At 40.6% G+C, this 24,367-nt stretch carries 20 protein-coding genes, 1 tRNA gene and 1 rRNA gene; 7 read left to right on the top strand and 15 right to left on the bottom strand.

What is annotated here, in order from left to right:
• From ACYVRS_RS00005 to dnaE, 9 genes are all read right to left on the bottom strand, one after another.
• Positions 1–87: ribosomal RNA gene (locus tag ACYVRS_RS00005) — 16S ribosomal RNA — on the bottom strand; the annotation flags it as partial.
• A 614-nt stretch (positions 88–701) separates the two neighbouring features.
• Entirely contained in the window at positions 702–2,207 is a 1,506-nt protein-coding gene (locus ACYVRS_RS00010; protein ID WP_082348604.1) for a HAMP domain-containing sensor histidine kinase, read from the bottom strand.
• Positions 2,208–2,221: 14 nt separating this feature from the next.
• Positions 2,222–2,908: a response regulator transcription factor gene (locus ACYVRS_RS00015; RefSeq protein WP_005229193.1), complete on the bottom strand. Its 687-nt coding sequence runs from the start codon at positions 2,906–2,908 to the stop codon at positions 2,222–2,224.
• A gap of 142 nt (positions 2,909–3,050) precedes the next feature.
• On the bottom strand, positions 3,051–4,472 hold the full coding sequence (gene gndA, locus ACYVRS_RS00020; protein WP_312497797.1) for an NADP-dependent phosphogluconate dehydrogenase: 1,422 nt from the start codon (positions 4,470–4,472) through the stop codon (positions 3,051–3,053).
• 180 nt (positions 4,473–4,652) lie between these two features.
• Positions 4,653–4,832: a 50S ribosomal protein L32 gene (gene rpmF / locus ACYVRS_RS00025; RefSeq protein WP_054115330.1), complete on the bottom strand. Its 180-nt coding sequence runs from the start codon at positions 4,830–4,832 to the stop codon at positions 4,653–4,655.
• A gap of 56 nt (positions 4,833–4,888) precedes the next feature.
• Positions 4,889–5,449 (bottom strand): YceD family protein, encoded by a 561-nt coding sequence (locus tag ACYVRS_RS00030; protein ID WP_312497796.1) that lies wholly within the window; start codon positions 5,447–5,449, stop codon positions 4,889–4,891.
• A 187-nt stretch (positions 5,450–5,636) separates the two neighbouring features.
• A complete protein-coding gene (pyk, locus tag ACYVRS_RS00035; protein WP_312497795.1) occupies positions 5,637–7,421 on the bottom strand; it encodes a pyruvate kinase in 1,785 nt (594 codons plus the stop codon).
• A gap of 80 nt (positions 7,422–7,501) precedes the next feature.
• Positions 7,502–8,464 (bottom strand): 6-phosphofructokinase, encoded by a 963-nt coding sequence (gene pfkA / locus ACYVRS_RS00040; RefSeq protein WP_054115333.1) that lies wholly within the window; start codon positions 8,462–8,464, stop codon positions 7,502–7,504.
• 160 nt (positions 8,465–8,624) lie between these two features.
• On the bottom strand, positions 8,625–11,939 hold the full coding sequence (gene dnaE / locus ACYVRS_RS00045; protein ID WP_461202094.1) for a DNA polymerase III subunit alpha: 3,315 nt from the start codon (positions 11,937–11,939) through the stop codon (positions 8,625–8,627).
• Positions 11,940–12,087: 148 nt separating this feature from the next.
• Here dnaE and ACYVRS_RS00050 point away from each other — a divergent pair, with 148 nt between their 5' ends.
• The gene (locus ACYVRS_RS00050; RefSeq protein ID WP_054115335.1) at positions 12,088–12,273 is read left to right on the top strand and encodes a YjzD family protein; all 186 of its coding nucleotides are present in this window, start codon (positions 12,088–12,090) and stop codon (positions 12,271–12,273) included.
• A gap of 86 nt (positions 12,274–12,359) precedes the next feature.
• Here the strand turns inward: ACYVRS_RS00050 and ACYVRS_RS00055 are convergent, their stop codons facing one another.
• Both ACYVRS_RS00055 and ACYVRS_RS00060 read right to left on the bottom strand, forming a co-directional pair.
• Positions 12,360–13,565, bottom strand: a complete 1,206-nt coding sequence (locus ACYVRS_RS00055) for a multidrug efflux MFS transporter (RefSeq protein WP_312497793.1) — start codon at positions 13,563–13,565, stop codon at positions 12,360–12,362.
• 102 nt (positions 13,566–13,667) lie between these two features.
• On the bottom strand, positions 13,668–15,107 hold the full coding sequence (locus tag ACYVRS_RS00060) for an NCS2 family permease (RefSeq protein ID WP_461202096.1): 1,440 nt from the start codon (positions 15,105–15,107) through the stop codon (positions 13,668–13,670).
• Between the two features lie 264 nt (positions 15,108–15,371).
• Here ACYVRS_RS00060 and ACYVRS_RS00065 point away from each other — a divergent pair, with 264 nt between their 5' ends.
• Positions 15,372–16,175: a Cof-type HAD-IIB family hydrolase gene (locus tag ACYVRS_RS00065; protein WP_461202098.1), complete on the top strand. Its 804-nt coding sequence runs from the start codon at positions 15,372–15,374 to the stop codon at positions 16,173–16,175.
• A gap of 48 nt (positions 16,176–16,223) precedes the next feature.
• Here the strand turns inward: ACYVRS_RS00065 and asnB are convergent, their stop codons facing one another.
• On the bottom strand, positions 16,224–18,122 hold the full coding sequence (asnB, locus tag ACYVRS_RS00070) for an asparagine synthase (glutamine-hydrolyzing) (protein WP_312543054.1): 1,899 nt from the start codon (positions 18,120–18,122) through the stop codon (positions 16,224–16,226).
• A gap of 361 nt (positions 18,123–18,483) precedes the next feature.
• Here asnB and ACYVRS_RS00075 point away from each other — a divergent pair, with 361 nt between their 5' ends.
• Positions 18,484–18,633 carry a hypothetical protein gene (locus ACYVRS_RS00075; RefSeq protein ID WP_162838221.1) on the top strand — a complete coding sequence of 50 codons (150 nt, stop codon included), beginning with the start codon at positions 18,484–18,486 and terminating at the stop codon, positions 18,631–18,633.
• 93 nt (positions 18,634–18,726) lie between these two features.
• Here ACYVRS_RS00075 and ACYVRS_RS00080 read toward each other — a convergent pair whose 3' ends face one another.
• From ACYVRS_RS00080 to ACYVRS_RS00090, 3 genes are all read right to left on the bottom strand, one after another.
• Positions 18,727–18,924, bottom strand: coding sequence for a hypothetical protein (locus ACYVRS_RS00080; RefSeq protein ID WP_312497789.1), 198 nt, complete (start codon positions 18,922–18,924; stop codon positions 18,727–18,729).
• A gap of 357 nt (positions 18,925–19,281) precedes the next feature.
• Positions 19,282–19,369: transfer RNA gene (locus ACYVRS_RS00085), tRNA-Ser, on the bottom strand.
• A 143-nt stretch (positions 19,370–19,512) separates the two neighbouring features.
• Complete coding sequence (locus ACYVRS_RS00090; RefSeq protein WP_312497787.1) at positions 19,513–20,085, bottom strand: TetR/AcrR family transcriptional regulator; 573 nt, start codon at positions 20,083–20,085, stop codon at positions 19,513–19,515.
• A gap of 268 nt (positions 20,086–20,353) precedes the next feature.
• Here ACYVRS_RS00090 and ACYVRS_RS00095 point away from each other — a divergent pair, with 268 nt between their 5' ends.
• The 4 genes from ACYVRS_RS00095 to ACYVRS_RS00110 all read left to right on the top strand — a co-directional run bounded on the left by ACYVRS_RS00095 (position 20,354) and on the right by ACYVRS_RS00110 (position 24,331).
• Complete coding sequence (locus tag ACYVRS_RS00095; RefSeq protein WP_461198240.1) at positions 20,354–21,112, top strand: threonine/serine exporter family protein; 759 nt, start codon at positions 20,354–20,356, stop codon at positions 21,110–21,112.
• The gene (locus ACYVRS_RS00100; protein ID WP_461198238.1) at positions 21,109–21,558 is read left to right on the top strand and encodes a threonine/serine exporter family protein; all 450 of its coding nucleotides are present in this window, start codon (positions 21,109–21,111) and stop codon (positions 21,556–21,558) included. The genes ACYVRS_RS00095 and ACYVRS_RS00100 overlap by 4 nt, the downstream gene beginning before the upstream one ends.
• 214 nt (positions 21,559–21,772) lie before the next feature.
• Complete coding sequence (locus ACYVRS_RS00105) at positions 21,773–22,372, top strand: TVP38/TMEM64 family protein (protein ID WP_312497784.1); 600 nt, start codon at positions 21,773–21,775, stop codon at positions 22,370–22,372.
• A 156-nt stretch (positions 22,373–22,528) separates the two neighbouring features.
• Entirely contained in the window at positions 22,529–24,331 is a 1,803-nt protein-coding gene (locus tag ACYVRS_RS00110) for a glycerophosphoryl diester phosphodiesterase membrane domain-containing protein (protein WP_461202101.1), read from the top strand.
• Positions 24,332–24,367: the final 36 nt, after the last annotated feature.

Here is a 24,367-nt window from a genome sequence, read left to right on the forward strand (position 1 = left end):
GCTCCGGTGAAAGAAAAAGCGTTCGACTTGCATGTATTAGGCACGCCGCCAGCGTTCGTCCTGAGCCAGGATCAAACTCTCATAATGATTTGTTTGAACGATCCAAAGGATCGTTAAGCTCATAAAATTAAAACTTTGCTAGCTATTGCTTGCATGTATTTGCTTCATAAAATGAAGCGTCCTACACATTGGTTCGTTTGCTTGCTTTGTTCAGTTTTCAAAGGTCTACAGTGCTGCGTTAGCAACTTTTATATCATATCAGAGTGACAAGTGATTGTCAACACTTTTTATAAAAGTTTTTTTGCTAGGTGTTATTTAATTCGAACACCACTCACAACGACTTGATTATCATATCATCTTTAATGTTATTTGTCAAACACTTTTTTGATAAAAGTTTTTGATTCAAAAGCATTTAAAGGCGATTTGTTTTTTACGACTTTGTTATAATAACACTTGTAAAATCATCCGTCAACTACTTTTTAAAAAAAGATTGAAGAACATTTATTCCAATTGCTTTACAAAGACAAGTAATAATATAGCAATTCTAATAAGAAAAATCAACTAAAATCATAGCCTTTTTTTGATTATTTTTTATAGGCGAATCATTCATTGAAATTAACTGTGATTGTTCGTTTAATCATGCATTTCAATCGTTCTGAATGCGTATTTTTATAAAAAAACAAGAGAACGCTGTTTACGGATCAACGTTCTCTTGCTTCTCTATCTTTAGGTTTTGAAATTGGTATTTTGATTCTAAAAATCGTCCCTTGGCCAATGACGCTTTCAGCGGTGATTTTCCCTTTATAACTTGCAAGTAATTGCTTCGCGATCGACAATCCTAATCCATTGCCGCCTTTTGTTCGCGCTCGGGCTTTATCGACACGATAAAAACGATTGAATATCTTATCCAAATCTTCCCCAGTGATCCCTTCGCCAAAATCTTGGATCGCAACCATGAATTGATCCCGCTCTTTAGAAATCGACAAATGGACTTCTTTTCGCTCTGTTGAATATTTAACAGCATTGTCCAATACAATAATAATGATTTGCTCAAAGTGATTGCGATAGATCTTCAAAATCAACTCATGATATAAATCATCGTCTAAGGTAAAGACAAAATCAGGATACAATATCTTGAAATTGTTAAAGACCTGATAAACAACTTCTTTCGCTTTCGTCGTTTCGTTTCCATAGTGAACATCTACTTGTTCTGCTCGAGAGAGATCCAGCATTTCTTGCACCAGTGTTTTCATACGACTGATTTCTTGCAGGCTAGCCGATAATGATTCATCTAAAATTTCTGGATCATCTTTCCCCCATCGTTGCAGCAAGTTCATATGACCTTCAATGATTGCGACTGGTGTCCGTAATTCGTGGGACACATCTTCAACGAAACGTTCTTGTTGCTCGATATACGAGCGCATCCGATCGAGCATTTCATTAAAGATATCCGCTAGATCAGACAATTCATCATTTGAATTCAATTCGGGCATATGGACAGTTGACTGCGGATTTTTGCGCACTGTTTCCATTGTATCTCGCAAGACTTTTAATGGTTGCAGGAAATAAGCGGATAAGAAGAAGCCAAGTACACTACTTAAAATCAATGACACGATTTCCAAGATGATCAGTGTCAGCAGCAACTTACTACGAATCTCATAAAATGAAGTCAACTCATAAAAGGTTTGTGCATAGCCGATTTTCTCTCTCGTTTCTTTTGAATAGATTGGTTGGATCGATAAAAACCCAGTAACACCATCCAACGTGACGATCGTAGGTGCTTTGCGCGCAACGTCAATCAAAGCCAAATCATTTTCATGGGTTTTAAAGACTAAATCTTGACTCAGATTATACACAAATAAACTTAATGACGATTGTCCTAGTTCTGAAATAAACGAATCGATCTTCATTAGATTTCCATCGATCGTAGATGTTCTATCATAGATACTTGTTTCTCCTGTATCATTTTTTGTCAGATTGCGATAGGTGCGCACCAATGTCAATTCTTGATCGGAATTCGCCAAACGAGAAGCTACTTCTGACATCGTCCGCTCGACATTATTCTCTTCTTTGGCTACGATCAAGTTGACGGACGTTTTATACGTGATGACCGCAAAAATCGTAAAAACAACAAATATAAAGAAAGAACTTGCGAAGGCCCACTTCACAGTTAAAGAAGGCCCCTTCAGTTCTCTCAATTTTTTCATTCTATTTTTCAGGTTCACGAGCGCATCACATATCCTGTACCACGAACGGTTTGGATATAGCTTTCTTCCCCAGGTACATCGATTTTATTGCGGAGATAACGAATATACACGTCAACAACATTGGTTTCGACTTCCGTTTCATAACCCCAAACTTTGTTCAACAATACATCCCTTGCCAAAACTACATTGACGTTCTCCATCAATGTCAATAACAGTTCATACTCACGTTTGGTCAATTCGATGACGTCTGTCCCGCGACGAACAACCCGATTTTCTTTTTCGATCGTTAAATCACGATACGTGATGGTTGTTTGTTTGGCTACGTTTTTGTCCCCTTCGATGTCGATTCGGCGTAACAATGCCCGCAAGCGTGCCAATAATTCTTCAATCGCAAACGGTTTAACGATATAGTCATCTGCACCATGATCTAATCCTGATACACGGTCAATCACTGAATCTCTAGCAGTCATCATGATGATTGGCGTATTTTTGCTTTGACGGACACGACGACAGACTTCTAGTCCGTTCAATTCGGGCAACATAAGATCGAGTAAAATTGCATCCCATTCATTATTTAAAGCAGCATCCAGCCCTGTACGGCCATTGTAATGTACTTCGGTATTGTATCCTTCGTGCTTTAATTCTAATTCCACAAATCGAGCTAAGTTCTTCTCATCTTCAATGATTAGAATATTACTCATGATTGATAGCTCCTTTATTGGTTATTTCTGCTTATATATCAAGCATTATCTGTTTTATTTTAGCATGTATCTAAAAAATAAAAAAGAGATTGACCAAAAGTTCTGACTTTTGGCCATTCTCTTCCTTGTAATAAGCAAATGCTTATGCTTCGTCATACCAAGAATAATGGAAAATACCTTCCTTGTCTGTACGTTCATAAGTATGTGCACCAAAATAATCCCGTTGTGCTTGGATCAAGTTGGCTGGTAAGCGATCAGAACGATAAGAATCAAAGTAAGCGATCGCTGAAGAGAACGTAGGAACTGGTACACCTGCTTGCACAGCATAAGCTACCACTTCACGTACGGATTGTTGGTATCTTCTTGTAATATCGATAAAGTACTCATCTAATAATAAGTTTTCGATATCTGCATCTTTATCATATGCATCGGTGATTTTTTGTAAAAATTGTGCCCGAATGATACAGCCGGCACGCCAGATTTTTGCAATGTCACCAAATGGCAGATCCCAATCGTATTCTTTTGAAGCTGTACGTAATTGTGCAAAGCCTTGTGCATAGCTCATGATTTTGCTGAAGTACAACGCTTCGCGAATTTTGTTGATAAACGCTTCTTTATCACCTTCAAAAGTGACAGCTTCAGGTTTTGGCAATACTTTGCTGGCATTCACACGTTCTTCTTTGTATGCTGAGATATAGCGTGCAAACACTGACTCAGTGATCAATGGTAATGGTACACCTAAGTCTAATGCACTTTGGCTGGTCCATTTACCGGTTCCTTTGTTTCCAGCGGCATCAAGGATCACATCTACCAGTGGTTTACCCGTGCCTTCATCATCTTTACGGGTCAAGATATCTGCTGTGATCTCAATCAAGTAGCTATCCAATTCGCCTTTGTTCCATTCAGCGAAGATATCTGCCATTTCAGCTACAGATAGACCTAAAATATTTTGCATCAAATCATAGGATTCAGCAATCAATTGCATATCCCCATATTCGATCCCATTGTGGACCATTTTTACATAGTGTCCTGCACCATTTGGGCCAATGTACGTCACACAAGGAGAACCGTCTTCTGCTTTAGCAGAGATTTGTTCCAAGATCGGTGCGACTAACGCATAAGCTTCTTTTTGACCGCCAGGCATGATTGACGGGCCTTTCAAAGCCCCTTCTTCTCCACCAGAGACACCAGTACCGATAAAGTTGATGCCAGAGTTGGCTAATTCTTCATTCCGGCGCACTGTATCTTTAAAGAATGTATTCCCTCCATCGATCAAGATATCGCCTTTGTCTAGATGAGGCAATAATTCTTGGATCGTAGCGTCAGTTGCAAATCCAGCTTTGACCATCAACAAGATACGACGGGGTGTTTCAATCGATTGTACAAATTCTTCTATCGTATATGTTGCTTTGAAATTTTTATCAGGATGTTCATTTACTACTTCTTCGGTTTTAGAACCAGTACGGTTAAACAGGGCAACAGAGTAACCACGGCTTTCAATATTTAGGGCTAAGTTCTTGCCCATTACAGCCATACCGACAACGCCGATTTGTTGTTTTGTCATCTTGCATCCTCCTAAGATTGAATTATCTTCATCATTATAGCGCAAATATGCTGGCTTTTGAACCATTCTCTCCCGAACTATCAAAAATTTTTCAGAAAAATTACACATTTGCAAAAAAAACAAAAAACCACAGGCTCCATGGTTAGCCTGTGGTTTTAAAATCCTTTTTCAAAAAAAGGGTTATGCTTCTTTTGTTGCAACGTCTTTGCCATCGTAATGACCACAGTTTGCGCAGACATGGTGGCTTTTTTTCATTTCACCACAGTTTGCACATTCGTTCAAACCATTGATCGTCAATTTGTAATGTGTACGACGTTTTGCTTTCTTCGCTTTCGAAGTTCTTCTAGCTGGTACTGCCATTTTGCTACACCTCCTTGTTAATGAACGCAACCTTGAGGCTGCAATTTATTCCAATCCTACGCGTTATCATCATCTGATTCATTGAATAGCTCTGATAGTTTTGCAAGACGAGGATCAACTTGTTGGGCTTGCGTTTCTTTTTGTTTTGCAAAATCTTCCTCTGAGAGAACAGTCCAGTCATTACCAGAAGGCATTTCCGTACTTTCTTTCTCTTCATCGGTCAAGACTTGCAACGGAATCGCAAGTAATAAATTATCCGCTACGGAATCGTCTAGACTGATCGTTTGTCCATCAATCAATAATACTTCTTCTTCAACGATCGTTTCATCGCGGCGCTGAAATTGCTCTGGTGTCATAAAACATTCATCGACAGTAAAATCAAGGCCTAAAGCAACTGGTTCAAGAGAACGAGTAGACGGCAAAGTCATTGTCGTTACAACTTGATAGTGCAACAAGTATTCATGCTTGCCAGCACTAATAAAACCTTTCACTTTGACTGGTCCCAAATTAATGATTTGTTCATCTCTTTTGATCAGCTGATTTTTCAAGTCCAATGTTTCATCGAACACTAGTGGTTCTTCTTGGTATTTTTTTAATTCCAATAAAGACCATTTCATTCTTATCACTCCTAAGCAACAAAAGCAATTATACAGGGCTTCTGAGGCTTTGTCAATGAAATTTTCTTGACACCTTTCTCAGAACTTTTGGTACCGTTTTACCTGTTTTATCCCCTGTAAAAAAACAAAAAATCGGAACAGACAGTATGTTATACACTGCCTGTTCCGATCAATTACGCATATACCCTTAAATGGCAGTTGTTTCGCCACGATATACGATACCACGACGTGAATCAAGGGTGATCAATTCGCCGTCTTTGATTGTTGCTGTTGCATCTTTGGCACCAACGATAACTGGTAGGTCTTTGGCAATCCCTACTACAGCTGCATGAGATGTTAGGCCGCCGTCTTCAACGATCAATGCTGCAGCTTTTTCGATTGCTGGCATATATTCTTTATCTGTTGTTGGTACTACAAGGATCATGCCGTCTTTTGCTTTAGCGATTGCTTCTTCTGCAGAATGTGCGATCACAGCGTTTGCGACAACTGATTTTTCACCGATTCCTTGTGCTTCTAATAATTTAGAACCAATCAATTGGATTTTCATCACATTTGTAGTTCCGCGTTCGCCAACTGGCACACCAGCAGTGATCAAGATCAAGTCGCCTTCTTTAGCGAAACCTAAATCTACAGCTTGTTTTGAAGCCAATTCAAACATTTCATCTGTTGTTGTTGGTTTTTGGGCAACAGTTGGATAAACACCCCAGTTTAACATCAACCCACGTTTTGTGCGTTCGTCAAATGTCACAGCTAAGATATCTGCGTCTGGACGGTATTTAGAGATCATTTTTGCAGTATAACCTGATTCAGTTGCTGCTACGATTGTTTTAACCCCTAAGTTTTTCGCTGCACGGGCAACTGATAAACCGATTGTTTCAGTAACATCTGTTTTATCAAATTGATTGATTTGGAATGTGCTGTTTTCAGACAATGATTTTTCTGCTTCGATATCGATACGAGCCATTGTCGCAACAGATTCAACTGGGTAATCACCATTTGCTGATTCACCTGATAACATTGTTGCATCTGTACCATCAAAGACAGCATTGGCAACGTCTGAAGCTTCCGCACGTGTAGGACGTGGGTTTTGTTGCATTGATTCTAGCATTTGTGTAGCAGTGATAACTGATTTTCCAGCAGCATTACATTTTTTGATAATGCTCTTTTGAACCATTGGTACTTCTTCCGCAGGAATCTCAACACCCATGTCGCCACGAGCGACCATGATACCGTCAGAAACTTTGATGATTTCGTCGATATTGTCGATCCCTTCTTGAGATTCGATTTTAGAGAAGATTTGCACATGTGTCATATCTTTTTCTTCTAAGATTTCACGAATTTCAAGAACATCTTGTGCTTTACGTACAAATGAAGCGGCAATAAAGTCGATGTCATTGTCAAGACCAAAACGGATATCGTCGGCATCTTTTTCAGTGATACCTGGTAAGCTGATTGATACGCCTGGTGCATTGACACCTTTACGTGATCCTAGCATACCAGCATTTTTGACAGTGACGATCAATTCGCGGGTTGCTTCGTCTTTTTCTGTGATTTCCATATCGATCAAACCATCATCAAACAAGATGTGTCCGCCAACATGTACGTCTTCAAATAAACCAGGATATGTTACAGCAATTTTTTCTTTTGAGCCTTTGTGTTCTGGGTCCATTGAGATGCGTGTTTCATCACCTACGTTGAATTGGATGTATCCAGCACGGCCAAAATCTGCTTCAGTCGTATCTTGTACAGTAGTCCGAATTTCAGCACCTTTTGTATCTAAAAGGATACCTACATCTTGACCAACTTTTTTGACTGCTTCGCGAACCATTGTCATCCGTGCCAATTGTTCTTCATGATCTCCATGAGAGAAGTTGAAACGGAAAACATTCGCACCGGCTTCAATCAGTTGAGAAATAATTTCCACACTGTTACTTGCTGGTCCTAATGTACTAACGATTTTTGTTTTTTTCATTACTAAACGCTCCTATTCATTTATTTAAAATAGCTAAAAAAAGCTCTTTTTAAAAGTTTTGTGCGTTACTGCCAGATTGCCTAGAAAGAAATTTCTTTGTTTAATTCATATAAAGAAACATCTGGTTTGTGACGGTTGTTTTCTAAAGTGTCGATGATATCTGAAGCAATCATTTTGTTGTCTTCGATACCGATACACAAGCCGCCTTTGCCTTCTTGCAGTAATTCAACTGCGTATGCACCAAATTTACTTGCCAACACACGGTCGCGGGCGCTTGGTGAGCCACCACGTACAACGTGACCTAAGATAGATACGCGTGTGTGGAAATCGCCATATTCAGATAATTTGTCTGCAAATTCATTTCCGCCCATCACACCTTCAGCAAGGACGATCAAGCAATGTTTCTTGCCACGGTCGCGGCCTTCACGAATACGATCAGCAACGACTTGCATGTCAAAATCATGTTCAGGGATGATGATTTCATCCGCACCGCCAGCAACACCAGACCAAAGCGCGATATCTCCAGCGCCACGACCCATGACTTCAATCACAAATGTCCGAACATGAGAAGTTGCTGTATCACGAATACGGTCAATCGATTCTAACACAGTATTGATTGCTGTATCGAAACCAATAGTAAAATCTGTTCCTGGAATATCATTATCGATCGTTCCTGGGATACCGATTGCAGGGAAACCATGACGTGTCAACGCCATTGCGCCATGATAAGAGCCATCTCCACCAATAACGACTAAGCCTTCGATACCGAATTTTTTCAATTGTTCGATCCCTTTTAATTGGCCTTCTTGTGTCGCAAATTCAGGGTATCTTGCTGAATACAAGAATGTACCACCTCGTTGGATTTTGTCGCCTACATCAGCTACATCCAATCGACGAATATCGCCAGCAACTAAACCAGCATACCCATAGTTGATACCATATACTTCAAGTCCGTCAAAAATTGCCTTTCTGACAACTGCGCGGATCGCTGCGTTCATACCTGGTGCATCGCCGCCACTGGTTAGGATTCCAATGCGTTTCATTATTCTTTCACCTCATCAAAAGATTTTGTTAGGGCAAACCCTGTTTGATACTTTTCAAGTAATAACCACGAGTCATATTCTACCATTATTCACGACAAATGTCTTTGGATACTAGGAAAAAGTTGAAAAAAGTGTAAGTTCGATTGCTGTTTTCCGAAAATTACTTGAAAATTACATTTCCTTTTCCTAATAATTCTTCCAGCTGTGCAACAAAATGCGGATCATCACTGACCCAGTTCGCTTCATTCACCAACAACTTCTTGCCGCTTTGGGTATAAAACATGATTACAGGAACCGTGCCTCGGTATTGCTTCATCAAATTGGCCAACGTTTGCATATGCATCGCTTGTGCTTCAGCAGAAATTTTCAGGTAGCAGGTTTGCTGCGCCAATTTGCTTTGTTCATGTTCTGCTACATCTATTTTATCAGCAACCAGCTGAATTTCACCATTGTAACGACTTACTTCAACTTTGCCTTCTATATATAAAACTGCGTTTTCTTCAACTTGCGGTCGAACGTGTCGATAAATCAAAGGGAAAATTGTCACAGATAATTCTCCACTGGCATCCGTTCCTTCAACAAATGCCATTTGTTCGCCTTTTTTGGTTCTGATTTCCCTTATTTTCCGCACATAAAGCAAGATCTTGACTCGTTCGTTAGGTACAAGATTGGCAATATCTGTGACACGTTTAAATTGCTTCAATTTATGAAATTGTTCTACTGGATGTCCAGACAGATACACGCCTAGATATTCCTCTTCCAAAGCCAGCTTTTCTTCTAGTGGATAATCTGCAATTTCTGCTTCTTTCAATGCCATCGTTTCTAAAAGATCTAAGCTGCCTCCGCTATAGGCGATATTTTGGATTTTACCTTCTAATTGGATCAATGTTTGCTTTCGATTTTTCGTCAGCTCATCGAAAACACCAATACTGACCAAGGGTACCAGATAATCAAGCTTCAGCCATTTACTGTTGCGTTGATTCAACCGCAGCAAAAATTGATCCAACGATCGATACGCACCATTGATTTTGCGTTCGTCAATGATGTCTTGGATCATATCCCTTCTGATCCCTTTGATACTGCTGAAGCCAAAGCGAATGGTTGCATCTCCTTGTAATTGAAAACTATAGCCGCTGGTATTGATGGTTGGCGGAAGAACTGAAACTTTATATTTCGCTGCCTCATTTAGGTATTCTTTCATTTTGCTCGTCGTGTGGCGGACAGAATGCAGAATGGCTGCAAAGAAAGGCGCTGGATAATGAACCTTTAAATACGCCATTTGAAAACCAATCACCGAATAAGCAAAGGCATGCGAACGGTTGAATCCGTAATCTGCGAAGCGCTCGATATAATCATAGACAAGCGTTGCTTTATCGGCATCATACTGATTTTCGACAGCGCCTTGAACAAAGTGGCGTCGTTCCTCGTCCAAGATGTCTTTTTTCTTTTTGCTGATGGCTCGGCGCAAAATATCTGCTTGTCCCAGACTAAATCCGGCCATTTTTGAAGCAACTTGCATGATTTGTTCCTGATACACAATGATGCCGTATGTGTTTTTCAGAATCGAAATCAAACTGTCATCCGGATAAACAACCGGCTCTTGGCCTTTCTTGCGTTTGATAAACGTATCGATATGCTGCATCGGACCCGGTCGATATAACGCATTGACTGCAACGATATCTTCAATACTTTCAGGGCCTAACTTGCGTAAAACATTGCGGATGCCCGCTGACTCAAATTGGAAAATACCGGCAGTTTCTCCTTTTTGAAAGAGGATCAACGTTTCAGGATCATCCAAGGGGATTTCCTTTTGCGTCATTTCTTTATGGGTGATTCGCTTGATACCTTGCAATGTGTTGTCAATGATCGATAGATTACGCAATCCTAGAAAGTCCATCTTCAACAAGCCCACTGCTTCAACGTCATTCATCGTAAACTGCGTCAGCCAAATATCATCACTGCCCGTTTGCAAAGGGACTAGATCTAATAAGTTTTGGTCACTGATCACCACGCCTGCTGCATGGGTGGATACATGTCGGGGCAATCCTTCTAACGTTTTGGCCACTTGAAACAGCAACTGATTTCGTTCATTGAAAGCAACCAATTCACGCAATTGATTGGATTGTTCATAAGCAAGTGTCAACGTCATTTTCAGCGCATTGGGAATGGCTTTGGACCATCGGTTGGCTTCGCTTTGAGAAAGACCGAAGACCCGCGAAACATCCCGCAAGACCATTTTGGCAGCCATCGTGCCAAATGTGGCAATTTGCGCCATATACTCTTGCCCATATTTTTGCCGCACATACTGCAAAATCTCATCTCTGCGATTGTCGGGGATATCTAAATCGATATCGGGCATCGTGTATCGCTCGGGATTTAGAAACCGTTCAAAAAGCAACTCATACTTGATCGGATCCACATCTGTGATCGACAACACATAGGCTGTCAGCGCCCCTGCGGCCGATCCACGTCCAGCACCTGTAACGATTTTTTGCTGATGAGCAAAGTCCATCACATCCCAGACAATCAAAAAGTAATCATCGAAGCCCATTTTATGAATGACTGAGAGTTCATATTCTAATCGTTCTTGATATGCCTTTGTCACATGCGCCACTCTTTGCGGCAAGCGTTCAAAACACAGTTGCCGTAAATACGTCGCTGCATCTTGCTTTTCTGATAATGGAAAATGCGGCAGCAACCGTTGATGCAATGGAATCTCTACGCGACATTCCTCTGCGATCCGCTGATTGTTTTTCAGCGCCTCTGAATCAGGATCGAATAACGTCTGCATATGTGCTGGCGTTTGCAGATGATGGACTGACGTTCCCTCTTCTTTGACATGACGAAAGTCTTCAATCTGCGTGCCGGCTTTGATATGCCCCATCACATCAACAGCAAAAGCTTCTTCTTGAAACAATGCTGTTACCATTTGATAGGCACAAGCTTCGATCCCTAATTGTCTAAAAGGTTCAAAAGATGGCGCTTGCGCTGCCTCATCATTTTCAACGCCATAAAACAAACTGTTTTGATCAAATAAATCAAGCAGTTGTTTTAATTCCGTATAGTTTTTTTGCGGATCGTTCGTCTGATCCAACAAAAAGCCTTGACCAGTGGGCAACACCCCAAAAAGATCCGCCAACGTTGATTCATTGGCAATGAACAGTTCATCGGTGGTCATTTTCTTACTGGAAAGACGCATCAACCTTTGATAGCCCTGGATATTTTTGGCAAAAAGATAGAGTGGGAATGTCATTGATCCTGCTGTGGCATTGCAGTCAAACAACACCCCAAAAATTGGTTGGATCTGTTGCGCCTGACACTGGCGAAAGAAATCAACAGCACCATACATGACATTTCGATCGGTCAGCCCAATCGTTTGGTAGCCCATTTCTTTGGCTTGGGCAATATATTGAGGAATTTTAATGGTACTTTGAAGCAAAGAATATGAACTTAACGTTGTAAGCGGCGCATACATTGACATTCCTCCTTATATGAAAGTTCTCTTACGAACTGCTAGCAAATAAATTTGAAAAGCATCTATGAAAAAGTGAAAATCTTTACATTAATTTTTTTTGTGATACACTAAAGGCGAAAAGTAAGCTACGTGGAAAAGAGGTGTCGTCATGCGTTACTTAGTCACATTATTTTGGACTTTCGTATTAGGTCAAGTTGTTGGTTATCTAGGCAGCTCGTTAACAGGAGCCACTTATGATTTTCAATTAACGACAATCATCTCTTTGGTCACTGGTGTGGTGATCTTACTGATTGGAACGATCGCACCTGCGCCTGAAAAGACGAGTCACAATTAGTGCAACCACTGCGAATCATCACTTGTAGTGATTCGCAGCAAAAAAACCAGTTACTATCATTGTAACTGGTTTTTTTTTCTTTTCAACTATTGGCTGATATCTGTTTTGCGGAAACTTTTCCGGAAATTAAAACTTGAAATAATAATATTGATCAGTACAAAACCGCTGGTGACCCAAAAAACGGCTGGATAGCCAAACCCGGCTGCGACGGTCGATCCCACCATTGGCCCTAAGACTTGCCCAAAGTTCGAAAACATTTGGTTGTAGCTGTATACCCGACTGACCCCTTCTATCGGTGTGATCTTACTGATCAGCGTATTGATCGAAGGCATCAAAGCCCCCGTTGAAAAGCCGAGCATAAACCGCAAGGCCCCTAACTGAAACGGCGTCGATACGAAGCCCATTGGGATAAAACAGATAAACGATAAAACCAATCCGCCTAACAAAACTTTGTGGTTGCCATAACGATCGCCGATTTTACCCAGAAATGGGGAGGAAATAATCGCTGACACACCAGCAATCGAAACAATCAAGCCGCTGACGAAAAGCACATTATTGGTATCTCCACTCAAATCACGAATATATAATGTCAAAATTGGACTAATGCTTGTGACACCCAATTGCAAAATCAAAGAAGTAATGAACAAACCAATCAATAACTGTACGTTTTTGATTTGGCTGAAAATTTCTTTGATTGAAAGCATGTCGCCTTTTTCAACTGGTGTAAAGTTTTCTTGTACTAAGAAAATCGTCAATAACAAAGTGATCAGCAATACGACCCCAGTAATGATAAAGACATTTTTCATCCCAAACCATTCAGCCAATGCCCCACCCATTGAAGGCCCGATCAAATTCCCTGCAATGGCACCAGTTGCTAATGTCCCAAGTGCCCAACCGCTTTTTTCTCGCGGTGCTTGAGACGCAATCAATGCGGTTGCATTTGGGATATAACCAGACAAAATGCCGGTGAAAAAGCGCATAATCAACAACCAATAGACATTCGGTACAAAAGCCAAAGATCCCATAGTCACGGTCATACCGGCTGCAGCTCGGATCATCATCAAACGACGGCCTTTTTGGTCAGCTAAGTTCCCCCAAATGGGTGCAACGATAGCTGCTGCAAACGCCGTTACTGAGATTGCTAGGCCTGAGAACAACTCAATTTGATTCGTTGGTGCACCTAACTCTTCTATATATAAGGGAATAAATGGCATGACAAGACTGAAACTAGCACCTGTAAAAAAACAACCTACCCAGGATATCAGGAGGTTTCGCTTCCAATCGATCTTCATGTATAAACCTTCTTTCACACCTACTATACCGTATTGAGCTTAAAATTCAAATAAAAAAAACCTTTCTGCATGAAAATTGCAGAAAGATTTTTCTCATTAAGCTCAACTAATCAATGCTAAAATGACAAAGTTTAGGATAAATAAGGCATTCACTACCCAAATGATCGGTGAAACGTCACTGAATTTGCCTTTGACAACTTTCACCAATGCATAAAAAATGAATCCAGCCGCAATCCCGTATGAAATGCTATAGCAAAGCCCCATGAAGATCGAAGCAAAGAAAGCCGGAACCGCTTCTTCTAAATCTGTCCAATTGATATCTGCAAAAGAAGCCAACATCATCACACCGACTAAAATCAAGGCAGGTGCTGTAGCTTGCGCAGGAACCACCGAGATCAATGGTGAAAAGAAACTACTCAAAGCGAACAACACAGCAACCACGACCGAAGTCAATCCAGTCCGTCCACCAGCACCAATTCCAGCTGCTGACTCTACGTAAGTGGTTGTATTAGAGGTCCCAAAAATGGCACCTACTGAAGTAGCGATGGCATCGGCAAAGAGCGCTTTATCCATTTTAGTATTAAATCCATTGCTATCTTCGAGCGCTTCTTCATCTTTTTTAGAGAAAATACCTGTGCGGCGACCGGTACCGATAAATGTGCCAATCGTATCAAACGTATCAGATAAACTAAATGCAATGATCGTCATGATCACCTGAGGGATTTTCGCAGAATCACTGAATAAAGAACCCATCCCCTCAGATCCAAATGCTGCCCCAAAGGTTGTTCCTAGTTCATTGATCGAACTGCCCAAAGAATTCCCGTGCCAATCGATCGCACTTAGATCAACAACACCCATCAAAATCCCGATAATCGTTGTGCCTAAGATACCAATAATGATTGCCCCCCGGACATTTTTGACCACAAGCAATGTCGTCAAAACCAATCCAATCAAGGCCAAAATAATTGGCGTATTGTTAAAGTTTGCCAATGCAGGAACGATCCCGCCGTTAAAATTGGCACTAATGATCGTATCGCCATCGATCGTTGATCCGGTAACTGCAGCTGTATCAGCCGAAAAACTCAATAGATTGGCATTTTTGATACCAACATACGCTACAAAGATCCCGATTCCGCCCCCAATCGCATGTTGAAGACTTTCAGGAATCGCATGAATGATCAATTTTCTGATTTTTGTGATCGTGATCAAAATATTGATCAACCCACAAATGAAAACCATCGCCAATGCTTGTTGCCATGTATAACCCAAACCAAAAACAACTGTAAAAGTGAAGAAAGCATTCAATCCCATACCTGGTGCTTGTGCATATGGCACGTTGGCAAACAACCCCATCACTAATGTGCCAATAACGGATGCAATGATCGTCGCTAGAAAGACTGCTTGAAATGGCATGCCTGCTGCTGACAAGATGGATGGATTGACGAATAAAATATAACTCATCGCGAAGAAGGTGGTCACCCCGGCCATCACTTCAGTTGATACTGTTGTCTTATTTTCCTTTAATTTGAAAAACTTTTCCATGTAAATTTTCCACTCCCGTGTTCATCATTTTAGTCTTTGAAAAGAAATAAGGAATAATAGCACTTCTCATCGAACAATTACAAATTATATAGGACAATCATTCGCTTTTCAACAAAATACACAATATATATTCTATCAAACCATTTAATGTTCGTGTTTTACGAAGCGGAGACAAAGAAAGGAAATTGAAAACTTTCATAGATTGTGAAATACCAGAAATATGTTACACTTAAGCCACTACCACAATAGAATGGAGTGAAATTTTTGAAACCAAAAATCATTGCTATTGATTTGGATGGCACTACTTTAAATACCGAATCTCAACTATCAACCAAAACGCGTGATGTCTTAGGCCGTGCTATTCGCGCTGGCCATTATGTAACAATTGCTACTGGGCGTCCTTTTCGTATGAGTGATCAATTCTACCGTGCCCTTGATCTGAATACCCCTATGATTAACTTTAATGGTGGTTTAGTCCATAAACCGCGTCAAATTTGGGCCTCTGAAACTGAACATGCCGTTTCTCGTGAAATTGCGTTTGAATTGATGGCACAACGTGAAAAACTTGGTCTATCCTTTGTTGCTGCTGAAAATCGTGAAACTTTTTTTATCGATCGATTAGATAGTTTCGATCAGCACTTCTTTTCTTACGACACTGTTTCTGAAAAAAATCTTCTGTCCAACTTGAAAACAGACCCCACCTCTTTATTGGTAAAAACCCAAAATGAGCTAGCTGAATCTGTTTCATTGCGCATCAAAGACCAATTCGATGACGCTGTTGATGTCCGCACATGGGGTGGCCCGCAAGCTATTCTTGAGATTGTGCCAAAAGGTGTACACAAAGCATTAGGCCTGTCTGTAATTGCCAAATCGATGTCATTAGGACCTGAAGACATCATTGCTTTCGGGGACGAACATAACGACTTAGAAATGCTGGAATATGCGGGTTGGGGTGTTGCTATGGCAAATGGAACCCAACAGTTGAAGTCAGTCGCCAATGACGTGACCGACAAAACAAACGGCGAAGACGGTATGGCGGATTATCTGGAAAAATATCTCGCACTATAATGAAAGATTGATCGCAAAAAAGCGGAGGCTCATGACAGCCTCCGCTTTTTATGTGATTGTTTCATAATCGATTTGTTGCGGCTGGGGCATTTCTTGATCGATGAAGAAGACTTTATACCATGTCAGAAATGTGAATACCGTCCAAATCTTACGTTGCAACTCACCTTGCCCATTACGATGATCTTCAAGCAATTGCAAAATAGCAGTTTGATCAAAAAACTCAGCTGCAAAATCAGATTTGAACAATGTTTTGACCGCAGCATACCCGGTTCCCTCTTTCAACCATGCTTTGATTGGTACTGGGAAGCCAAGTTTTTCACGATTGGCCCATTCATTTGGCAAGTGCCGATTGGCAGCTTGACGAAATACGTCTTTGGTATTGTTTTGATTGATCAAATATTTTGCAGGGATCGTTTGCGCTAGATTCATCAATTCGACATCCAGCAGAGGGACACGCAACTCCAATGAACTCGCCATGGACAATTTATCCGCCTTCAACAAAATATCTTTCGGCATCCATTGATGCACATCTAAGTATTGCATCTTATTGACCTCATCCTGAAGTCCATCTGCTTTATCATAAAATGGCGCAACGATGTCAGCAACTGTCGGTGCCTCTTGATACGCAGCCGTTAGAATGGCTGCAGCTGCTGCTTCTTCAAAAATCTCCGCCTGTCCAATGAAAAAATCTCTTGCCGGTGCTGTTGCTTCATACAAATGGATACGACCATGAAAATTTTTCATTTTTCCGATTTGCCGGCCTAAGCTAAAGCGCAATGCCCGCGGGAGTTTCTTCAATCCTTGTGCGAAGACACGCACAGCTTTGGAATTTGTATGGAACCCATAGGCAGCATACCCGGCAAACAATTCATCGGCACCCTCCCCTGATTGAACGACCCGTACTTGCTGGGCAGCCAAGTTGGCCAAAAAATACAAAGGCACACAACTTGGATTGGCATCAGGTTCATCTAAATGATACTGAATCAAGGGAAATGCGTCGAAAGACATTTCACCATTGATCACAGCTGCTGTATTCGTCAAATTCAGCTGTTCCGTTAGTTTTCGTGCTTCGATCGCTTCATTGTACGTTTTGTCATCAAAACCAATGGAGAAGGTGCGTGCTGGGCGCAAGACAGACGCAACATAACTGGAGTCCACTCCACTGGATAGAAACGATCCCACTTCCACGTCACTGATCGTATGCACATCGATGGAGGATTGGACGGCTTGATCAATTTTTTCGACCCATTCTTCTCTCGAAAAAGATTGTTTCTTCGTAAAGTCGACATCCCAATATTCTTGTATCGACAACCCGTGACGATTATAGATAAAGTAATGCCCCTCTTGTAAACGATGCACGCCTTTAAAGAAGGTTTCACCATTTAAGGGTGAGTATTGGAAAGTCAAATACGGTTTTAACGCCGCTTTATTGAGTACTTTGTCAAAATCTGGATGAGGCAGAAAACTTTTGATCTCTGAGCCAAACATAAATGTGTCATTCATTTGCGCAAAGTAATACGGTTTGATCCCAAAATGATCGCGGGCACCAAACAATTCTTTTTTCTCATGATCCCAGATGGCAAAGGCAAACATCCCTCGCAGTTTTTGCAAGACTTCTGTTCCCCACTCTTCATATCCGTGGAGAACCACTTCCGTATCCGCATGCGTCGAAAAAATGTGTCCTGCAGCAATCAAGTCTTTCCTTAACGATTGAAAATTATATATTTCTCCATTGAAAATAATCACTTTGCTGCCATCTTCATTAAAAATTGGCTGGGAACCACCCGCCAAATCAATGATCGACAATCTGCGAAAGCCTAAAGCAACGTGATCATCCACAAATTGACCCGCACTACTCGGTCCGCGATGAATGATTCGCTCCATCATCTCTTGAATGATTGGCTCTTTACCTTTTTTCGTATTTACAAAACCAACTATACCGCACATATTTTCACTTCCGTTTTCATATTACATTTTCATTACAGTCAAGATATATCATACCACAAAATTCTGTTCTTTATAGTTGTTTTTTTATATTATAGCAATAATTTAAATTTACACTAAAAATAAAAAGCAAAAGAATGCTCGTACAGCAATCTTTTGCTTGATCGTCGGGGTTCTCACCTTACAAAACTGTTATCTGGAAATACAAAAACATCTGTGCAATTCTTAAGAAATTATTTATCATTACTGGTCTTATCCAGTTTTTATTGGACGAAATCAAAAAAAGGTGCTATTCTGATAATGGAATTTCGTTATCAACTAACCGTTGCCTTTCGTTTCAACGATTAAGAAAGGAGAATGACAAATGACATTCTATAACACAGATATGCAATATCGGGTAACCCTTGATACAAAGTTGAATCTATTTATTGTCTTTGACAAGAAAAATGCGAATCACTTTGCGACAGGTATTACGATCGAACAAGCTGTACAAGAATTGAATAAAACTGCATAAGGAGTTCATCCAAATGAAGGAAACCGATTCGTACTGAAAGCACCTCGCTAAACTGATTAGCAGGTGCTTTCTTGTGTTTTATGGACGTATTATTCAATTTTCCGCTTTTTCATCATGATCTTTCACCGCGGATCCATCCGCTTTGGCCGACGCTTTTTCTTTCTTCTGTCCTGTCTGGGCTTCATCTACATGCATAATTGCATCCACAGAATCTGCTTTCAAAAATACATTCAACCCTTTGACCGCCGTTTTGGTGACACGCATAATATAATCTTTTTCGTATTCAGCCATTGTGATCCCTCCTAGGTTATCGTAAAATATATTAAACAGAAGCGGCATGCTATTTGCGCCATTTCTTCTATCTATCATAGCACACATTCGGAGGTGCATCATGAAATTCCATACATATAAGGATGCTGACAAAACATTTTTTGCTGTAGCCATTACCTTCTTTATTCTAGGGATAAGCATGAAATTTTTCTGGTTGCCTGCACTATTGTTTTTACTAGCAGCTTTTTTAAAAAAATAAGTATAGAAAGACGCCATGTTCTCTGATTGAAGGCCATTTTTATTAAATATCAACATAAAGAAACCAGCGCGGCATAAGTAATTCTTATACCTCGCTGGTTTCTTTTCATATATTGCGTAAGGAGAGTACAGGATTTGAACCTGCGCGCCGGGATGAACCGGGTCGGCGGATTTCGAGTCCGCTGCATTACCACTCTGCCAACTCTCCATAACAGTTATTTTCGCTATTTTTTTTAAAAATGTCAAGGATAAATTCAAAAAATCCCCTGGACCTATCTATTGCTTCAAAACGCAGAAAAACCGTTCTCAATCTTCCTAAAACAAGGTTGATAACGGTTATCTCTCCTTCATTTATGCCTGATTAAAAATATATGTATCTGTTTTGGCTAAAACACCTTGAAACGTTTCATTGATCACTTTGATGATTTGATCTTCTGACGGTGCAATGATCCCAGCCGACATCAGCGAAGCGATCCCTGTCACAACGATCCAGACACCATTATGCAACGCTTCTATGGTATCTTCAGCAAGATCATTGTACTTCGGTTCTGATAGAATCAGTGATTTGAAATAGTTTGATGAAAATTCATGCATCATTTCCCCACCGCCATAATCATCGATAAAAAGGGCGATATAAAGGTTATGTTTTTCTTGAGCGAAATGAATATAGTTCAAACCTAAATCAACAAGCTTATCTCCAGTTCTAACAACGGGGAAAACATTTTCTGATAAATCTTTGAAAACAGCCTCTACTAACGTGTTCTTCAAGTCTTGCATATTGTTGAACTCTAAGTATATGGGTTGGGTAGAAATGCCCATGTGTTTCGCGATGTTTCGCGCCGTGAAATTACCGAATCCTTCTTTGTTGATCAATTCGTACGCGGCCTTCAAAATGTGCTCTCTTGTATAGACCTTCCTTCGCATCAAAAAAATCCCCCTTTTACTCTTTATTCAATTGTACATGAGAATAAAGAAAATTTAAAATGAAACACACCACTAGTTATCTTATTTATTATTCTGACAAAAAGATGCAAATGAATCAATAGAAACATATAAACAAATCTAGGAGAAACTTGTTCCCAATGTTATGTTTAAAAAGTTTGTCTATTCATTCTTGTTCATAAGCAGAAGAAATTGTACACTTAGGAAGATATATGCTAAGCGCACAAAAGCGCAGCAAAGGAGTATGCCGATGGTGGAATCAAAAGAGTTGCTATTAGAAACTTGCTTGTTAGCAGGGAAAATCATGATGGAAAATGGCTCAGAAGTGTACCGTGTAGAGGACACAATGAATCGAATTGCGGCGAATGCCGGTGAAGCTGACAGCATTAGTTACGTGACGGCAACTGGGATTTTCATGGGCTTGCGCAGCAGCCATTACGCGCAAGTGGAGAATGTACATGACCGTGTGATCAATCTAGAAAAAATCGTTGCTGTCAATCGCTTGTCGCGAGAATATGCGGCCAAATCGCTTTCACTGATCGAATTGCATCACGCGCTTAAAGCAGTCAACAGCACCACGCCGAGTTTTTCTTTCCCCTTGCAGGTCCTTAGTGCAGGCGTCGTCAGCAGTACGTTGATGATCATTTTCGGCGGTGGCTGGATTGATTTTTTGCCGACATTTTTGATTGGCAGTATCGGATTTATGATTGCCATTTGGGTCAAAAAACGCATTGACATCCGCTTTTTAGATATGTTTTGTGCGTCATTGGTGATTGGCAGTTTGTCGATCTTGGCGGTCCATTTTCAGGTCGCAGTCAATGTCGACAACTTGATCATTGGGGCTGTCATGCCTTTGGTTCCCGGCGTGGCGATCACCAATTCATTTCGTGATATTCTAGCCGGGCATCTGATCAGTGGCATGGCACGAGGAACGGAAGCAATCTTCACTGCGGCGGCGATCGGTGTTGGGATTGCTACGATCTTTACTTTGTTAGGAGGAATCTCATGACGATTTTGATCCATATAGCTTTTAGTTTTTTCAGTACTGTTGCGTTCGGTGTGCTGACAAACATCCCGAAACGGGCATTGATTGCCACTGGTGCAGCTGGCATGATTGGCTGGTTGATTTATTGGGGATTGCAGCAACAGGGTTATGGTATCGGCAGCGCGAACTTTTTGGCTGCATTTGCGGTTGGTTGTGTCAGTATCTTTTTCTCTAGACGAAAGAAAATGCCGATGATCATTTTTAACATTCCTAGCTTAGTCCCTTTAGTACCGGGTGGTCCAGCATATAAAGCGGTGCGAGAATTTGCCTTAGGCGACAATTTTGTTGGTTTGGAAAATCTGATGATCGTTGTGATCACAGCAGGCGCGATCGCCGGGGGATTTATGATGACAAATGTTGTAGAAAAGTCGATCATGCATTGGCAAATGAAACGCTTATTCAATAAATAATAAGCCGTTGAAAAGGATGATTTTGAGTACGAAACGGTTTCAAATCATAATTTTTTATTATTTCAGACTTTAGTACAATGCAATTTTACAAGGATTCTTCTATAATCAAGACAGAACTTACAAAACTGTTTGATGAATGTCATTTCTTTTACTGGCTTTTTTCGTTTCCACCCAGTATAGTGAAATTAATGAAACATAAAGGAGATGAAGTCCTGTGAGTGTTGCAACTTCTCGTCGAATTATTAATATGATCTCAATCATCGGGTTAGGTTTATCGATTGCTTTGTCCATTTATTTTATCAATCTAGGTGTGTTTAAAGACATCAATGCATTGAGGGGATTGGTCGGACACTCTGTGATCTTAGGACCCATCATTTTTATCTGTTTACAAATCTTGCAAGTCGTCATACCGATCATTCCTGGCGGAATCTCCAGTGCAGCTGGTGTCTTGATCTTTGGCCCATATATGGGCTTTGTTTATAACTATGTAGGTATCTGTATCGGTTCAGTCATTATCTTTTTGCTAGGTCGGCGATATGGTAAGCCATTTATTCTCAGCATGATCAGTGACAAAACTTACAACAAATATATTGGCTGGTTAGACAACCAAAGCCGCTTTGAAAAACTCTTTGCTGTCGCGATCTTCCTACCTGTCGCACCGGACGATGCACTTTGTTTGATGGCTGGTTTGACCAATATTTCTTTGAAAAAATTTACCTTGATCATTCTATTAGCAAAACCGATCTCTATTTTCTTGTATAGCATGGCATTGATCTATGGTGGTACATTCTTGACAGGTTTATTGGGTGGTTGATTGATCTCCTACCCTTTTTTACGAATCAACTGTGAGGAACTCTCGCAAGTACCTAACTTGTTATGGGCTTGTTGATGACTTCTCTGGCAGTTGGTTCTTTTTTATTTCCATTTGTTATATACTAATTGACAACAACTTTTTGTTAGGATGAGGCATATGAACTATTTAAAAAACAGTTTGATCAATACATGGGATTTTCTAAAATCTAGTGATGCTTATTTTCGTGATGTGCTCTTGATGCATGGGGCCCTTTTATTTTTGGTGATCCCTATTCTATCGGCATCAACGAAATTCGTACTGAAACGCGGCGGTTTCACTTATTTGTCATTTGACAATGTTGGGAGTATCTTTACTGAGCATCCGATGGTGTTGTTCTCTTTGACCGTGATTTTACTTTTGATTTTAGTTGCGGTATTCTTTGAATTCACTTTTCTGTTGCTGAGTGTTTACTTCATTAAGAAACAGCAACCGATCAGCTTGAAACAATTGTTGCGGATGACCTTGTTGCAGATAAGAAAATTAAGACCAATGACGTTTTTGTTTTTCTTGTTCTATTTCTTGCTGGTATTGCCGATTGGCGGATTGAGTTTCAATTCTGATTTATTGGCAAAAATCAAAATTCCGGCTTTTATTATGGATTTCATTTTTGCCAATCGTGTACTCATTATTGGTGCTGTCTTACTGATCTATGTGTTGCTGATCTATCTTGGGATCCGCGTCATTTTTGCTTTACCGGAAATGATTTTAAGGGATTTGCCTTTTCGTCTAGCAATCAAGGAAAGTCTGCAAGTGACTAAACGCCGCTTCTTTGCAATCGTTGGTCAGTTTGTTTTTATCGGGGGCAGTATTCTCTTGCTTTCTTCCATTGGTTTCAGCTTGCTGATTGGACTGCAAGCGTTGATCGAAAATTTTTTCCCAACCTCATCTTTATATAGCGCCGTTTTTATTATGACTTTCTTACAGTTTATTCTGTTGCTGAATATCATTCTGTCGACGGTGGCTATTTTCTACATTATTGTCGATTTTATGGATGATGAAGGATTTTTGCCGGCTATTCCGGCTAGCTTTATTCAAGAACCGATGGCTTCCAAAACATTTTTAGGGGTAGAAGGATTCTTATTTACCTTTATAACCGTCCTTTTTGGTGTAGGTGTGAGTTTGTACAATATGAACTACCTGACTTCAGCAGCGAGTGCCAAACCCCTCACGATTTCTCATCGTGGGGTCAGTAATGGGCAAGGCGTTCAAAATTCCCTTGAAGCGTTGCGTTTCACAAGTGAAACGTATCATCCCGATTACGTGGAAATGGATGTCCAGCAAACGAGTGATGGTGCCTTTATCGTTTACCATGATTTTACTTTTCCGACATTGACAGGTGCCAAAGGAAAACCGGAGCAATCGACGCTAGCCTACGCGCAATCGTTAACTGTTTCAGAAAACGGGGAAACCGCTGAGATTCCAACCTTTGATGCGTATCTGGCACTAGCTAATCAACTGGATCAAAAACTATTGGTTGAGATCAAAACACAAAAAAAAGAAGTCGATACCCTTGTCCAAAACTTCTTAGCACAATACCAAGAAGACTTGATCACGAATGGACATATCATGCAAAGTCTGACGTACAATGTCGTGGAAGAATTGAAAACACAAGCACCAGAATTGGTGACTGGCTATATCATGCCTTTCAATATCGTTGGACCGCCTATTACCAGCGCTGATTTTTTGACAATGGAATTCAGTACGATCAACCGTAATTTCATCGCCTCTGCCAAAGCGGATGACAAGGAGGTCTTTGTCTGGACGCCGATTGACACAGATGATATTAGTCGGATGCGTTTCTACGGGGTAGATGGGATCATTACTGATCAGATGGGTCTATTGAATCAAGAAGTGAATGTCGACATGGATGAGATGACCTATTCAGATAAACTGCTGAACTTTGTGATCGGGGTTGGCTAAATGGAAAAAGCTGTTGATGTACGATCGCATCAACAG

It is taken from the genome of Enterococcus salsurae (assembly GCF_054784955.1).

Excerpts from the sequence above, each read along its gene's own strand:
- ACYVRS_RS00010 (WP_082348604.1), bottom strand. The coding sequence starts at position 2,207 with ATGAAAAAATTGAGAGAACTGAAGGGGCCTTCTTTAACTGTGAAGTGG.
- ACYVRS_RS00015 (WP_005229193.1), bottom strand. The coding sequence starts at position 2,908 with ATGAGTAATATTCTAATCATTGAAGATGAGAAGAACTTAGCTCGATTT.
- gndA (WP_312497797.1), bottom strand. The coding sequence starts at position 4,472 with ATGACAAAACAACAAATCGGCGTTGTCGGTATGGCTGTAATGGGCAAG.
- rpmF (WP_054115330.1), bottom strand. The coding sequence starts at position 4,832 with ATGGCAGTACCAGCTAGAAGAACTTCGAAAGCGAAGAAAGCAAAACGT.
- ACYVRS_RS00030 (WP_312497796.1), bottom strand. The coding sequence starts at position 5,449 with ATGAAATGGTCTTTATTGGAATTAAAAAAATACCAAGAAGAACCACTA.
- pyk (WP_312497795.1), bottom strand. The coding sequence starts at position 7,421 with ATGAAAAAAACAAAAATCGTTAGTACATTAGGACCAGCAAGTAACAGT.
- pfkA (WP_054115333.1), bottom strand. The coding sequence starts at position 8,464 with ATGAAACGCATTGGAATCCTAACCAGTGGCGGCGATGCACCAGGTATG.
- dnaE (WP_461202094.1), bottom strand. The coding sequence starts at position 11,939 with ATGTATGCGCCGCTTACAACGTTAAGTTCATATTCTTTGCTTCAAAGT.
- ACYVRS_RS00050 (WP_054115335.1), top strand. The coding sequence starts at position 12,088 with ATGCGTTACTTAGTCACATTATTTTGGACTTTCGTATTAGGTCAAGTT.
- ACYVRS_RS00055 (WP_312497793.1), bottom strand. The coding sequence starts at position 13,565 with ATGAAGATCGATTGGAAGCGAAACCTCCTGATATCCTGGGTAGGTTGT.
- ACYVRS_RS00060 (WP_461202096.1), bottom strand. The coding sequence starts at position 15,107 with ATGGAAAAGTTTTTCAAATTAAAGGAAAATAAGACAACAGTATCAACT.
- asnB (WP_312543054.1), bottom strand. The coding sequence starts at position 18,122 with ATGTGCGGTATAGTTGGTTTTGTAAATACGAAAAAAGGTAAAGAGCCA.
- ACYVRS_RS00075 (WP_162838221.1), top strand. The coding sequence starts at position 18,484 with ATGACATTCTATAACACAGATATGCAATATCGGGTAACCCTTGATACA.
- ACYVRS_RS00080 (WP_312497789.1), bottom strand. The coding sequence starts at position 18,924 with ATGGCTGAATACGAAAAAGATTATATTATGCGTGTCACCAAAACGGCG.
- ACYVRS_RS00090 (WP_312497787.1), bottom strand. The coding sequence starts at position 20,085 with ATGCGAAGGAAGGTCTATACAAGAGAGCACATTTTGAAGGCCGCGTAC.
- ACYVRS_RS00095 (WP_461198240.1), top strand. The coding sequence starts at position 20,354 with ATGGTGGAATCAAAAGAGTTGCTATTAGAAACTTGCTTGTTAGCAGGG.
- ACYVRS_RS00100 (WP_461198238.1), top strand. The coding sequence starts at position 21,109 with ATGACGATTTTGATCCATATAGCTTTTAGTTTTTTCAGTACTGTTGCG.
- ACYVRS_RS00110 (WP_461202101.1), top strand. The coding sequence starts at position 22,529 with ATGAACTATTTAAAAAACAGTTTGATCAATACATGGGATTTTCTAAAA.